General features: G+C 53.2%; 14 protein-coding genes. 4 read left to right on the top strand and 10 right to left on the bottom strand.

Annotated features, from left to right (window positions below; translation table 11 throughout):
* Window positions 1–99 precede the first annotated feature (99 nt).
* Together cdd and lepB are read right to left on the bottom strand one after the other, a co-directional pair.
* Entirely contained in the window at window positions 100–585 is a 486-nt protein-coding gene (cdd, locus tag DCC81_RS19670; RefSeq protein ID WP_108688400.1) for a cytidine deaminase, read from the bottom strand.
* 76 nt (window positions 586–661) lie between these two features.
* A complete protein-coding gene (gene lepB / locus DCC81_RS19665; protein ID WP_108688399.1) occupies window positions 662–1,834 on the bottom strand; it encodes a signal peptidase I in 1,173 nt (390 codons plus the stop codon).
* A 131-nt stretch (window positions 1,835–1,965) separates the two neighbouring features.
* Here lepB and DCC81_RS19660 point away from each other — a divergent pair, with 131 nt between their 5' ends.
* Window positions 1,966–2,838, top strand: a complete 873-nt coding sequence (locus DCC81_RS19660) for a MerR family transcriptional regulator (RefSeq protein WP_165806663.1) — start codon at window positions 1,966–1,968, stop codon at window positions 2,836–2,838.
* A gap of 68 nt (window positions 2,839–2,906) precedes the next feature.
* Here the strand turns inward: DCC81_RS19660 and DCC81_RS19655 are convergent, their stop codons facing one another.
* Together DCC81_RS19655 and DCC81_RS19650 are read right to left on the bottom strand one after the other, a co-directional pair.
* Window positions 2,907–3,557, bottom strand: a complete 651-nt coding sequence (locus DCC81_RS19655; RefSeq protein WP_108688397.1) for an alpha/beta fold hydrolase — start codon at window positions 3,555–3,557, stop codon at window positions 2,907–2,909.
* Between the two features lie 33 nt (window positions 3,558–3,590).
* Window positions 3,591–4,775, bottom strand: a complete 1,185-nt coding sequence (locus DCC81_RS19650) for a sigma-54-dependent transcriptional regulator (protein WP_108688396.1) — start codon at window positions 4,773–4,775, stop codon at window positions 3,591–3,593.
* A 142-nt stretch (window positions 4,776–4,917) separates the two neighbouring features.
* On the opposite strand from DCC81_RS19650, the gene DCC81_RS19645 reads away from it, so the two are divergent.
* Window positions 4,918–5,721 (top strand): serine O-acetyltransferase, encoded by an 804-nt coding sequence (locus DCC81_RS19645; protein WP_108688395.1) that lies wholly within the window; start codon window positions 4,918–4,920, stop codon window positions 5,719–5,721.
* A 34-nt stretch (window positions 5,722–5,755) separates the two neighbouring features.
* The gene (cysM, locus tag DCC81_RS19640; protein WP_240613031.1) at window positions 5,756–6,640 is read left to right on the top strand and encodes a cysteine synthase CysM; all 885 of its coding nucleotides are present in this window, start codon (window positions 5,756–5,758) and stop codon (window positions 6,638–6,640) included.
* 288 nt (window positions 6,641–6,928) lie between these two features.
* Here cysM and DCC81_RS19635 read toward each other — a convergent pair whose 3' ends face one another.
* Window positions 6,929–7,912: a pyruvate dehydrogenase complex E1 component subunit beta gene (locus DCC81_RS19635; protein WP_108688393.1), complete on the bottom strand. Its 984-nt coding sequence runs from the start codon at window positions 7,910–7,912 to the stop codon at window positions 6,929–6,931.
* Window positions 7,913–8,148: 236 nt separating this feature from the next.
* Here DCC81_RS19635 and DCC81_RS19630 point away from each other — a divergent pair, with 236 nt between their 5' ends.
* Window positions 8,149–8,772 carry a hypothetical protein gene (locus DCC81_RS19630; RefSeq protein WP_108688392.1) on the top strand — a complete coding sequence of 208 codons (624 nt, stop codon included), beginning with the start codon at window positions 8,149–8,151 and terminating at the stop codon, window positions 8,770–8,772.
* Between the two features lie 111 nt (window positions 8,773–8,883).
* Here DCC81_RS19630 and DCC81_RS19625 read toward each other — a convergent pair whose 3' ends face one another.
* From DCC81_RS19625 to DCC81_RS19605, 5 genes are all read right to left on the bottom strand, one after another.
* Window positions 8,884–10,056, bottom strand: coding sequence for an acetyl-CoA C-acyltransferase (locus DCC81_RS19625; RefSeq protein WP_108688391.1), 1,173 nt, complete (start codon window positions 10,054–10,056; stop codon window positions 8,884–8,886).
* A 77-nt stretch (window positions 10,057–10,133) separates the two neighbouring features.
* The gene (locus DCC81_RS19620; RefSeq protein WP_108688390.1) at window positions 10,134–10,658 is read right to left on the bottom strand and encodes a hypothetical protein; all 525 of its coding nucleotides are present in this window, start codon (window positions 10,656–10,658) and stop codon (window positions 10,134–10,136) included.
* Between the two features lie 25 nt (window positions 10,659–10,683).
* Window positions 10,684–11,364 (bottom strand): hypothetical protein, encoded by a 681-nt coding sequence (locus DCC81_RS19615; RefSeq protein ID WP_108688389.1) that lies wholly within the window; start codon window positions 11,362–11,364, stop codon window positions 10,684–10,686.
* Window positions 11,364–12,116, bottom strand: coding sequence for an LVIVD repeat-containing protein (locus tag DCC81_RS19610; RefSeq protein ID WP_133177732.1), 753 nt, complete (start codon window positions 12,114–12,116; stop codon window positions 11,364–11,366). Before DCC81_RS19610 ends, DCC81_RS19615 begins: the two co-directional genes overlap by 1 nt.
* Complete coding sequence (locus DCC81_RS19605) at window positions 12,116–12,658, bottom strand: LVIVD repeat-containing protein (RefSeq protein WP_133177731.1); 543 nt, start codon at window positions 12,656–12,658, stop codon at window positions 12,116–12,118. Before DCC81_RS19605 ends, DCC81_RS19610 begins: the two co-directional genes overlap by 1 nt.
* Window positions 12,659–12,971: the final 313 nt, after the last annotated feature.

The raw sequence follows: 12,971 nt of genomic DNA, 5'->3' as shown, positions 1-12,971 counted from the left end.
ATATGGTTTTCCCCGGGTAGTTTTTACATTACAAGATAAGTGGTGCCAACGGACTTTTCCAGGCCTTGCGGCAGGCACTGCCGGACCTGCGGTAAATGGCTACAGCATGTCTTCATTGGAGAAGGAAAATGGCAGCAACTGGCTGGCTTTTTCCACGATAAACACCTTCCCGGTCTGCCCCGCCATGATAAGGCGTATAGGCGTGGACGTGCGTTGCTCATGCTCGGTGAGCGACTGCCGGCAAATGCCGCAGGGCGTAATGGGGTGACCACTCTGGCCCAGCTCGTTGAAATAACTGATGGCCAGGGTTTGAATGGCCATACCTGGAAATAGTGATGCCACGGCGCTCAGCGTAGTGCGCTCCGCGCAGATGCCCACGGGGTAAGATGCATTTTCCTGGTTGGTACCGGTCACCACTTCTCCGTTGGCCAGCAGGGCGGCGGCTCCTACCCGGAAATGGGAATACGGCGCATAGGCCTGCTGCGTGGTTTCCCGGGCCTTTTGCAGCAGGGCGGCATCGGCAGGGGCCAGTTCGGCCGCATCGTTGTATACTTCGTATTGAAAAGATTGTTGTTGGAGTTGCATAGCAGAAAGTTAGTAACAAATGCAGCAAAAAAATCCCGCCATTACGGCGGGATCCTTGGACCAATATGTTTATCCGTTACTTGATCAGGTTAAACAGGCGCTTCCAGCGGATGCTGCCATCCCCGTAACTCATCCAGATCATCCAGGCTTTACCCACCACGTGATCCTCCGGCACAAAGCCCCAATAGCGGCTGTCCAGCGAGTTGTTACGGTTGTCACCCATCATCCAGTAATAGTTCATTTTAAATGTATAGCTGTCTGACGGCTGGCCATTGATCACGAACTTACCATTGTTCTCTTCCAGGGTATTGCCTTCATACACGCGGATAATGCGGCGGTAGAGGGCGATGTTTGCCGTGTCCAGGTGCACGGTGGCGCCTTTCTTCGGGATGTAGAGCGGGCCAAAATTGTCCTGTGTCCATTTGAAATGGGCGGTGTCCTGGGGCCAGGGCTCGGTGAAGTTCTGGGAGATCTGCAGGTGAATGTCTTTCACCACGGAGAAGTTCTTCAGGGCGTCAGCGGCGCTGTGGGTCAGGTTGGCATAAAAACGGCCGGCACCCGCCACGGCAAAGGCGCTGTCAGATATATCCAGTTCGCGGAGACGGTCCGGGTTCACGGGGTCGCCGGTGGTGGTTACATCATAGTTATTCTGGCTGGCCGGGGGCACGGGGGCTTTCTGGCCATTGATGTATACGAAGGTATTGATGATCTGCAGGGTATCGCCCGCCTGCGCCACGCAGCGCTTGATGTAGTTCTCCCGCTTGTCTACCGGGCGGCTGGTTACATGATACGTGTTCCACACCTGGTCACGGCCATAATCGCGCACCAGCTGGTAGTAGCTCTGGTCCTGGCGTTCCAGGGCCACGGTATCCCCTTCGGGGAAGTTGAAAACGACCACGTCATTGCGGTGGATATCGGAAAAGCCGGGCAGGCGGTGGTATTTCCACTTTACGGCTTCGGAATAAGCTTTGGTATACTGGGTAAAAGGCAGGGTGTGATGCACAAAAGGCACTGCCAGGGGGGTCATGGGCGTACGGGGTCCGTAACTGATTTTGCTGACAAACAGGAAATCGTTTACCAGCAAGGTCTTTTCCATTGAAGGCGTCGGGATCGTATAGGCTTCAAAAATAAACGTGCGGATCAGGGTAGCGGCAATGATGGCGAAAACAGCTGCATCCAGCCATTCGCGCAAAGCCGACTTCTTTTTCTTCTGTCCATCCGTGTTCCTGCGCCAAAATGCAAGGTTCATTCAGTCGGATTTAGGTATTTTAAAAGAACAAATATAATATTCTGGCCATTGCTACCTAATATTCGGGCATAAAAGTTTCTTAAAATTTCTGGGTGAAGACCTACATTTGTTTAACTAAGGAAGCTGCTAAATTGAACACGTTTACGATCAAAGACATTGAGAACCTTACCGGCATAAAGGCCCACACGTTAAGGATCTGGGAACAGCGTTACAACTTGCTGCTACCCCGCAGGAAAGAGACCAATCACCGGATCTATGACAACGACGCCCTCAAAGCCTTGCTGCGTGTAGCACAGCTATACCACAGCGGGATGAAGATATCCCGCATTGCCGCCATGACCCCGGAAGAGATCCGTAACGCCACGCTGGAGCACCTGGAGGGAGAGCATTTGTACACCAGTTACGTAAGCCAGTTGATCGAATGCTCCATAGAATTTGACCAGCCCCGTTTTGAGCGCATTTTTCACAGCATTTTGCTGCATATGGGGTTTGAAAAATGCATTACAAAGGTGATCTACCCTTTCCTGCACCGTATAGGCCTGCTGTGGGTTACGGGCAATGTGATCCCTTCCCAGGAACATTTTGCCTCCACCATTATCCGCAGTAAGCTGATCGTGGCAACAGACGGGCTGAACGTATCCATCGCCTCCGACGACCATTACCTCACGTTCCTCCCGGAGGGGGAACTGCATGAAATTCCCCTGCTCTACGTCAATTACCTGCTGAAAAAAAATGGTAAACAGGTCACCAACCTGGGGCCGGACGTACCGCTGGACGATGTGACCTGCTTTGCACGCTACAAAAAGCCCTCGCATGTGCTCACCTACATGATGACACATGTTTCCAAGCCGGATATGCATGCCTATATAAGCCTGGTAAAAGAGCTGGGACAACAAACCAAAATGCTGGTGATGGGGCCGGCAGTGGGCCACCTGGCGCACGTTGAAGGCATCACGGTTATAAAAACAGCCGCGGAACTGGAGGCTTACGCTGCAATACAATGAGGCAGACCGTTGTTGCGGAGGCCGGCTTTTGCCGGCATTAAAAGAAACAAATGGGCCTGTGGCCCATGTTAACCCAGTATTTCCTGTAAAATAGCATTCATCTGTTCGTGCCGGTTCAGCACCATGAAATGGCCACCTCCTTTGATCACGTGAGTGGGCGTTACCCGGTGGAAGGGAAAGGGCCTGTCCTTGGTACCATGGATGTGGAACACCGGCGCCGGCGTAGCATTGCTCTGCCAGTTAATGATGGTCTTGATGGCCCAGCGCATGTAGCTGTTCTTCTGGCGGGCCAGGAAGGATTTGAGCAGCGCGGCGTCTTCTTCCGTCTCAATGTTGTTGTAATATTTCACTACCGGGTAGCGGGGCTGGAAGATCATCTGGTCTGGCAGCTCATTGAGGCGGAGGCGGCGCACCCAGTTGAAATAGGCCGGCTTCTCCCCTGCGTGTTTGATGCTGGACACCAGCACGATCTTTTTCACGGGGATCTGTTTGGCTATTTCAATGCTCATGATGCCACCAAAGGAAACGCCCAGCAGCACCGGGTCCGGGTGGGCTATCTGCGCTACGAAGCGGGCCGCATAGGCTTCAATAGATTCATCTGCACTGGCCGGGTCCAGCCAGGGCAGATGATGGACCTCGTAATCCCCGGGGAAACGTAACTTCTGGAAGAGCCGTTCATCGGCCCCCATCCCGCTGATGAGGTAAATGTGCTGTGGCATGGCCGGGTTATATTTTTAAATGCGTAGGTGGGATCAGGCGTTGACTTTCTTCTTGTCGCGTGCCGGGATCACGTAGTCTTCCACGTCTTCCGGTACAATGGTCTTGCCGGAAAGGATGACCAGGCGCTCCACCACGTTGCGCAGCTCGCGGATATTGCCCGTCCAGTTGTGCTCCTGCAAAGCCTTCATGGCAGCGGGCTCTATGGTCTTTTTGGCAATGCCGTATTCCTTGCACACGCTGTCCAGGAAATGATCTACCAGCAGGGGAATATCGTCCCGGCGCTCGTTGAGTGAAGGCACATGGATCAGGATCACACTGAGGCGGTGGTAAAGGTCCAGGCGGAAGTTCTTTTCTTCCACTTCCTTCAGCAGGTCTTTGTTGGTAGCTGCTACCACGCGCACGTCCACCGCAATCTCTTTATCGCCACCCACGCGGGTGATACGGCCTTCCTGGAGGGCACGCAACACTTTGGCCTGCGCATCGTGGCTCATATCGCCAATTTCGTCCAGGAAAAGGGTGCCCCCGTTAGCCTGTTCAAACTTACCGATGCGTTGTTTTACGGCGGAGGTAAATGAGCCCTTTTCATGGCCAAACAGTTCACTTTCTATCAGTTCACCCGGGATGGCGGCGCAGTTCACTTCCACAATGGGGCCACTGGCGCGGTGGCTCTGCTGATGTAACCAGCGGGCCACCAGTTCCTTCCCTACCCCGTTCTCGCCGGTTACCAGTACGCGGGCGTCTGTGGCGGCCACTTTTTCAATGGTTTCTTTGATCTTGAGGATGGGAGCAGAATTGCCGATCATTTCCTGGGTTTTGGCCACTTTCTTCCGCAGGGTACGGGTTTCCTTTACCAGGGAAGTTTTATCCATGGCATTGCGCAGGGTAATGAGAAGGCGGTTCAGGTCCGGCGGTTTGGAAATGTAATCGTAGGCGCCTTTTTTCACGGCCTCCACGGCAGTGTCTATGTTGCCATGGCCGGAAATAATGATCACGGGAATATCGGGATTGATCTCCTTGCTTTTTTCCAGGAATTCGAGGCCGTCCATTTTAGGCATTTTGATGTCGCACAGCACGGCATCATAGGTTTTGGCCTGGAACATTTTAAATCCTTCCGCCCCGTCTGCGGCTTCGTCAATTTTATAGCCTTCGTAGCCGAGGATCTCGGATAATGTTTTGCGAATGGATTTTTCGTCGTCGATGATTAAGATATTGGCCATGGTAAATGCTGGTTAGTGGTCAAAAATAGGGGATTTTTTACTGCTATCCGGATTATTAGCGGGGTGCTGCTCCCATTTTTCAGCCTACTATCCCATAGATTAGCTTAACTTTACCCACCTAATTACCTGTAATTTCGCCAACATGAAGGACTTTTTGGATGAACTGCACCGGAGGCACCAACAGGCGGCCGATCATGCATTTCCGGCCACCCCCTCGGTGAAGGATTTCACGCAGAACCTGGTGAACTGGCTCTTCCCGGAGCACACCGGCCGGGTACTGACGGCTTATGATGTGCTGACGGAATATGCCACCTCCCTGCAAAGGCAGCTCCAACACCTGCTGGAGCCCATGCAGGCATCCCTGAAGGCCCCTGCGGCCAGCCTGGCACAAACATTTATGGACCGCGTGCCGGAGATCTATGCAGACCTGAACAAAGACGCAGCAGCGGTGTTGCTGGGCGACCCGGCCGCCACTTGTTTATACGAAGTGATCCGCACCTATCCCGGGTTTTATGCGATTGCATTTTACCGCATTGCCCATTGCTTATACAAACTGCAGGTACCACTGCTGCCCCGCATTATTACAGAGCTGGCGCATGGGCAAACCGGCGTGGATATACACCCGGCGGCCGTGATAGGCCCTTATTGCTGCATTGACCACGGCACCGGCGTGGTAATTGGCGAAACCACCATGATCGGGGAGCACGTGAAGATCTACCAGGGCGTAACGCTGGGGGCCCTGAGTATTGAAAAAGAAATGGCGCAAAGCAAACGCCATCCTACCATAGAAGACCATGTGGTGATCTACGCGGGCGCTACCATCCTGGGAGGCGATACCGTGATAGGCCATCACAGCATTATAGGCGGCAATGTGTGGCTGATCAAGAGCATTGAACCATTCAGCCGCATTTACTACCGCGCCGATGGCGCCATGGTGGCCCGGTGATATAACCATGCTTTCAAACGAATTTGCTATGACTGTGAACAAGAACACAAAGTTGCTGGATCTTCTGGGCAACACGCCCATGGCGGCTTTGCAGCGGATAAACCCTAACCCTGCGGTAACCATTTATGCAAAACTGGAAGGCACTAATCCCGGCGGCAGCGTAAAGGACCGTGCGGCGTACAGTATGATCAAAGGCGCACTGGACCGCGGTGAACTGAAACCCGGTATGCAACTCATTGAAGCTACCAGTGGTAATACCGGCATTGCCCTGGCGCTGATGGCCAGTTTGTTTGGTCTTTCCATAGAACTGGTGCTACCCCAGGACGCTACCCGGGAGCGGGTGCTGAGCATGGAGGCTTTTGGGGCCAAGGTAACGCTGGCGCCAACCATGGAAGGTGCTATTGATTATGCCAATGAGCAGGTAGCCAAGGGTGGTTACCTGATGCTGAACCAGTTTGCCAACCCGGATAATTATGGCGCCCATTACCGCACCACCGGCCCGGAAATATGGCGGGACACGGAAGGCCACATTACACATTTTGTATCCGCGATGGGCACTACCGGCACTATCATGGGTGTATCCCGCTACCTGAAGGAGCAAAACCCCGGCGTGCAGATCGTAGGTTGCCAGCCGATGGACGGATCGCGCATACCCGGCATCCGCAAGTGGCCGGAAGCCTACCTGCCCAAGATCTTTGAACGGGAACGGGTGGACCGTATCATGGAAGTAAGTGAAGCAGATGCGGTGCAAACCACGCGGCGGCTGGCGCGGGAAGAGGGCATTTTCTGCGGCATGAGCGCGGGTGGTGCGGTGGCAGCGGCCCTGCGCCTGGCGGGTGAATTAAAAGAAGGGGTGATCGTGTGCATCATCCCGGACCGCGGCGACCGTTATCTTTCCAGTGATCTTTTTGCAGGCTGATCTTTCCTGCTATCCTATTATTCAAAGGATGCATCATTCCGTGCATCCTTTTTCATTTTGAGCCAGGTGAGATCGCGAAAAGTTAATGTACTGTTATGCCAAATATTGGAGCAACTTGTTGGAGCGAAGGAATGTAGCCCTTAAATCTATTGGAAAATGCAGGCCTGTCATTACGAGGATGCTGTGTCATTTTTACCTACACCACTGCAATGAGTGGGGGCAGCAGGGTAAAAACAAAAAAGTCCCGCCTTGCGGCAGGACCTTTCATTATTTCATTTCTAATTTCCACTATTTCTTGGCGTACATCACTTCCTTCACCAGCTTCACGGTGCGCGCTACGTCCGGCAGGTAAGCCTTCACCAGGTTGGGGGCGTAGTGCATGGGAGCATCGGCAGCAGTGATACGGCGGATCGGCGCGTCCAGGTAATCGAAACCTTCTTTCTGGATGCGGTAAGAGATCTCGGAAGATACGCTGGAGAACGGCCATTGTTCTTCTACGATCACCAGGCGGTTGGTCTTCTTCACAGACTCCAGGATGGTGAACCAGTCCAGCGGGCGGATGGTACGCAGGTCAATTACTTCGGCTTCAATGCCTTCTTTTGCCAGTTCTTCCGCAGCACCCAGGGCTACTTTCATCATCTTGTTGAAAGAAACGATGGTTACATCGCGGCCGGCGCGCTTGATGTCCGCTTTACCGATAGGGATGATGTATTCCTCTTCAGGTACTTCACCCATATCACCGTACATCACTTCGCTTTCCATGAAAACAACCGGGTCGTCATCACGGATGGCAGCTTTCAGCAGGCCTTTCGCATCATAGGGATTGGATACGGACACTACCTTCAGACCGGGAATATTGGCATAATAGCTTTCAAATGCAGTAGAGTGCTGTGCGCCCAGCTGACCGGCAGAGCCGTTAGGGCCACGGAACACGATGGGGCAACCTACCTGGCCACCGCTCATCGCAAGCATTTTAGAAGCAGTATTGAGGATCTGGTCCAGTGCCAGTACAGCAAAGTTCCAGGTCATAAATTCAACTACGGGACGCAGTCCATTCTGCGCAGCACCCACACCGATAGCTGCAAAGCCCAACTCGGCAATCGGGGTATCGATCACTCTCTTTTCCCCAAATTCTTCCAGCATACCCTGGCTAACTTTATAAGCACCATTGTATTCTGCAACTTCCTCCCCCATGATAAATACTTTGCTGTCGCGGCGCATTTCCTCCTGAAGGGCTTCTCTTAACGCTTGTCTGAAAGCTATCTGACGCATGCTATTCGTAATAAAGTTTGAAATATGAATTGCCTATTTCTCAAAAAAGGCAGGGCAAAAATATCGTTTGTTGACGAAAATGCAAAGGATTTCCAAAATGATAGCCGCCGCCTGACGAAGACCCGCCACCCCGGCCGCTTTGCCCCTGAAGGAAATAATATATTATATAGAATTTATATGTAAATTTGTTTTATTGCGTTTGATAAACCAGACAACTATCCCGAAAAACCTGTCCCATGATCACCATTACCCTGCTCAGCGTCAGCTTCCTGTTAGCCATCTCCCTTAAGATCAAGCATTACCAGGACCGTCACCTGGCCACCATCTGCTGGTACCTACACTTGTTCTTCGCCGTCCTTTCCGGGATCTGCCTCCTCCTGTTCTGCAATGGCTATGTGTTCAAAGGCATTCATACAGACCGCATTATTTATTCCCTCTACGCCGGCTCCGGCATGGTCCTGTATGCCCTCATGGAGGACAAGGTGTCTGGCCGCCGGGGTTACCTGTCCGTGTTCTTTGCCCTGCCGTTCATTCTCCTGGGCGCCCTTATACTGCCGCCCCTGCGGATTTACGCGGTGGTAGCGGGCATCTGGCTGCTGGTAGACGGGGAATTTAAACGCTATCCCGTAGATGACCATTACGCCCTGCAAACCCGGACCACGGCTGTCATCAACGCCCAATATCCTACCTATAGCCTGGTACAGAATAAATACTGGCTCCTGGAAAAGATCACGGATGATGTGATCAATCCCCGGGAGGCCGCTTACAACGTGCAGGGCACGCGCATTAAGCCGGACAGTATCCAGCTGCGCATTTTCACGGACCGTAAGGAGATTGATACTACTATTGGCGTGCAATAAAATTGTCCCAGGTCTTAGGTCTCAGGTCCTAAGTCTCAGGTACGTGGTATGCATTGATGGTACGTGCATTACATCGTTTTTATACCCGGAATTCAGGAACCAATACACCACCTACACCCTTTCAATAATAATGGCACTGGCGCCGCCTCCACCGTTGCAGATACCGGCTACGCCGTAATGGCCACCTTCGTGGTGCAGGATGCTGGTGAGCGTTACCACAATGCGGGCCCCGCTGCAACCAATGGGATGGCCGAGGGACACCGCACCGCCCCATATATTCAGTTTATCATTGTCCAGGCCCAGGTCCCGCTGATTAGCCAGGGGCACACAGGAGAAGGCTTCATTGATCTCCACGAAATCCATGTCCTTTACCGTCAGCTTTGCCTTATCCAGCGCCTGGCTGATGGCCTTTACGGGGGTGGTGGTAAACCATTCCGGCGCCTGAGACGCATCTGCAAAGCTGATCACTTTGGCCAGGGGTTTCAGGCCCAGCGCTTTCAGCTTTTCCCCGCTTACCAGCACCACGGCGGCTGCACCGTCATTGATGTTGGATGCATTGGCCGCGGTCACCGTGCCTTCTTTGGTGAAAACCGGTTTCAGCGTGGGGATCTTGTCAAAATTCACCTTCTTGTAATCTTCATCTTCCGTTACCAAAGTAGCCTGCTTACCAGGCACTTCCACCGGCACGATCTCATTTTTGAAATACCCTTTTTCCGTGGCGGCAGCGGCGCGCTTGTACGACTGGATGGCGTAGGCATCCTGGTCTTCGCGGGAAAACTTGTAGGTGGCAGCACAAAGGTCACCGGCATTGCCCATGGCAAAATCATTGTAAGGGTCCCACAGGCCATCCCGTACGATGCCGTCTGTTACGCTGCCATGGCCATATTTATAGCCATTGCGTGCCTTGTCCAGGTAGTAAGGCACGTTGCTCATGCTTTCCATGCCACCGGCTACTATAATGTCGTGTTCACCGAGCATGATGCTTTGTGCACCGAGCATAATGGCTTTCATGCCGGAGGCACATACTTTATTCACGGTGGTACAGGGCACGGTGTTGGGCAGCCCTGCATAAATGCTGGCCTGATTGGCGGGGGCCTGGCCCAGGTTGGCACTGAGCACATTGCCCATCAATACTTCCTGCACCTGGTCCGGGGCAATATTTGCTTTTTCCAGCGCGGCCTTGATCACTGCTGCGCCCAAACGTGGAGCCGTAACTGCAGCCAGGGCTCCATTAAAAGATCCAATGGGCGTACGTACCGCAGCTACGATAAAAACTTCTTTCATGACGAGGATAAGATTGGTTTTGGATGCACCAAATATAAGGGAACATCTGCTACCGGCCACATAATGATCTCAGCACCTTAATGTTTGAGCTTGTTCAGGAGGACAGCTATCCGGAATCCCAGGGATATCGACGTTTGCCAGCGCGCCGCCCTCAGATCTGCTTCTGTGGGCGTGAGATCAAACAACGCTGTTTTACGGTCGGGATCGGGAGATTCATTGATCATGGACGGCGCACCATGCAGGTTCAGATCGCGATAACAGACACCTATTCCTGCATAACACTCCAGCATAAACCTGCGGCCCAACATCCTGTTAACCCCAAACACAGGTGTAAGTCCCCAGGAGGTAAGTGTGCGGGGCTCTGTGCGGGCCGGTTGAAACAGGTACCCTCCCTCGTCATATGGAACAAGATAATTATCAAGGTATACCAGGTGGGGCCGGTAGACGGAAAAATCCAGGCGTTTTACCCGGCCCTCCAGGCCCAGGAACAGCCGGTTACGCTTGCCGGCTGGTAAAAAATATTTGGCATCTATTGCCAGGCGGAATCCTTGTTTGTAAAAAGATGGCTGATCAGCATAACCTTCCTCTGCAAAAGACCTCAAAATGGAGAAGATTCAATGGACCTCATTAAAACCGGTACGCCATTTTAAACGTCACCGGCACAATAACCTGCAGGTGCTCGTGCTCCGAATAATAGTTCCCATTCCCCTTGTCCTGTATAAATACCAGGCTATTGGCACCATGCGGAAGCGGGTCGAGGTAATCAAACGTACGGTACTTGAAACCCATGCCTACCGCCCATTCCAGCAGCAGGTGGCGCCCGGGGCCCAAGGCGTACTGCCCACCAAACCGGCCGGCCAGTTGCCAGCTGTTCTTAGCCCTGCGATAGTAGCCCAGTTGCTGGTAAGTATCATTATCCACACCTGGTTTGGTCGCTATCCATCCTTCATACACTACGGCATGTTTATAGCCGGTTTGTACGCCAAAAAAATAATGGGAGGCCCCGTGGCGGCCGGGCAGGAAAAACCGGACCTGGGGGAGGATGCGGTAACCCCGTTCCTTGTCAAAGGTTTCGCTGTTGTCATGCACATACAACGTGCCTTCCAGCTCCACTCCCAGCAGTTTGGAAAAGCGGTAGCCCACATTTAAACTGGGCCCCATATCTACTTCCACAAGGGTGGTCACGTTGGTGCCTACATTCAGGCCCATCGGCACTTTACCAGCGTCGTGCCGCGTATCTTTTTGCTGCGCAAAACTCAGCGGAATGCCTGCCAGCAGCAGGCAACAGAGGGTGTATAATTTTTTCATCAGCGCGGTAATTTGGCCAGCAATGCGGGAGCTTGCGGCTGGGTGATGTCATAGAAATAAAACTGCTTGTCGCTGCGCAATACCAGCTCGTTCCCGGCCAGGGACGCGTCTTCCAGGCGTTCCTCACTGGCAGCCAGCGGGATAAGTTCCTGCAGCAGGGTGTAATGATCATTGCCAATACTCAACACCATCACCCGTCCTACCGTAACCGCGTATACGATGTTATCCTTTGCGGCGAGACCCATGTACGGACCATAACTGGAAAGCACAGTATCCAGCGGGGCCGTCATGCCGGGATCTGCGCCAGTGCCGGTGTTAGCTGCGTTGTAAAGCAACAGGGAAAAGGAATCCCGGCTGAATAGCACGGCAATATTTTGCCCGTAAGTGGCCAGTTGTGTGCCCTGCCGCCACGACTTGTAAGCCCCCAGCAGCCCGGGTTGTGCCAATGCGCTGAAGCGCTGGAAGCCGCTGTTACCCTGCAAACCCACGATCAGCTGATTGCCGGGCAGGGCATAAAGGGTATCCGTTGCGTGGTGCAATGCCATGCTGCCCACCTTTACCAGGGTGTCATTGCGACTGATGTCGTACCCCTGCAGGTGATGCTGGTTTACCAGGAACAGGTAATTGCCAGACAACGCCAGGCCGCTACGGGCGGCGTTTTCATTGGTTTGTTCAGGAATGTAGGTGATTTCCGGACTGCATGCTGCCATCAGCAGGGCGCAGGCGCCGGCCAGTAGTAACATTGTTCTCATCAGGTGCGGCATTTAGGGTTGGTCAAAGTAGCGGGTACCCAGCCTATGACGGTGCCACGGGTGGTGTCCACGCATTCAAAATACACTCCTCCATAGGGCGGGTACATGCCGGCCTGGATGGCGCCTTTTGCACGGGCAGTTTCCTTCAACTGGGGCAGGATGGAAAGGTCCAGCGTTACCAGGTCGTTATAATTGGACACGTAAAGGAAATTGCCTTTGGCACCGGCGGTTACAAAGCCTGGCACCTGCAGGAAATATTTGTTTTGTGGCGCCCGGGGGTTGCTGTTGTCCAGCACGTGAATGCCTTGCAGGGCACTATCCGGTACCAGCAGGTAATGACCACAGGCCAGCACCTTACCAGGCAATTTCGTGGCCATGGGGCCCGCCAGGGATAAGGTTTTCAGCGAAGGCGAGTTGTCGTATACCGGTGCGTAACCGGCTACCCTGCCCTGCTCCCAAGGCCTGTCTGACAACGGCTTTTTACGGCACGCTGCAGCACACAGGATCAAAGCGGTGAGGGGTATCCATTTCGGGAATGGCATATGTGTAGATTTAGGTTGCAGTTTTGTACAGTAATCTGGGCGGTTGTTTATGGGATTCGTCTGTTGAAAATTGTAACCGTTTAGCGTCATAGTACCGCAAAAGTTACAGCGCGTGGCAATGCGGTAATACGTGCCTGCGCTCCAACCCCAATACCGGAAAGGATTTGCAGCGAATGCAAAATTTATGTTAAAGCCTTTGCGGCAACGAGGCCGCGGGCACGCGGAAACGCCCTGCCATGGCTGGGCGCAGGTCTTAATGCATAATACCCTCTTATCCAACCTTTTATTTCCGGCAACAACCGGCGGGCGCTTC

It is taken from the genome of Chitinophaga parva, from assembly GCF_003071345.1.
Lineage (GTDB): Bacteria > Bacteroidota > Bacteroidia > Chitinophagales > Chitinophagaceae > Chitinophaga > Chitinophaga parva.
Note: the sequence above shows the minus strand (reverse complement) of the source record. Positions and strands in the feature narration are given on the sequence as shown.